The organism is Paenibacillus allorhizoplanae, assembly GCF_927798215.1.
GTDB lineage: Bacteria > Bacillota > Bacilli > Paenibacillales > NBRC-103111 > Paenibacillus_E > Paenibacillus_E allorhizoplanae.
This window is the reverse complement of record NZ_CAKMMW010000065.1, coordinates 1-594: the sequence shown is the minus strand read 5'-3', so window position 1 is coordinate 594 and position 594 is coordinate 1. Positions and strand designations below refer to the sequence as shown.

1 protein-coding gene is annotated in these 594 nt (G+C 44.8%); it reads left to right on the top strand.

Translation table 11 applies throughout. The annotated features are described in order from the left end of the window. On the top strand, nucleotides 1-594 hold a 594-nt coding region (locus tag L6I86_RS35520; RefSeq protein WP_236293644.1), incomplete at both ends, for an IS110 family transposase.

The window sequence follows — 594 nt, the reverse complement described above, 5'->3', positions numbered from 1 at the left end:
GGCTATCATTGGTATGGAACCTACCGGTCATTACTGGCTTAACGTCTCTAAATGGCTCTCCGAGCGTCAATATGAAGTTGTTCTCGTCAATCCTCATCTTGTGAAAAAGAATAAGGAAAACCGTGACAATACGCCATCTAAGAGCGACAAAAAGGATGCTCTCGTCATTGCGGACATGGTTAAGAACGGCTACTACTCGTTCACTCGCAACACACCTGAAGCCTTTGAAGAACTTCGAGTCTTTTTCTCAAACCGGGACTCTGTCGTAACGAGACTCGTTAGTGCGAAGAATCAAATTCATCGTTGGGTTGACGTTGTGTTCCCTGAGTTGCGACAAGTCTTTAAAAACCTTATGTGCAAAGGCTCATTGGCCACATTAAGGCTTTTCTCAACACCTGAAGAATTGAGGGAATTAGAGCCTCAAGATGTGGTATGTGGGTGGAAGTCCCTAATGAAACGTCAGCCTGGCGAAATAAAGGCTCGAGCACTTATTGCTCTTGCTAGTCATTCTGTTGGTTCTAAACAAGCTACTTATGCGTACAAGCTTCATTTAAAGCAGCTTCTGGCCGAATACGATCTTGCCTGCGAACAGCT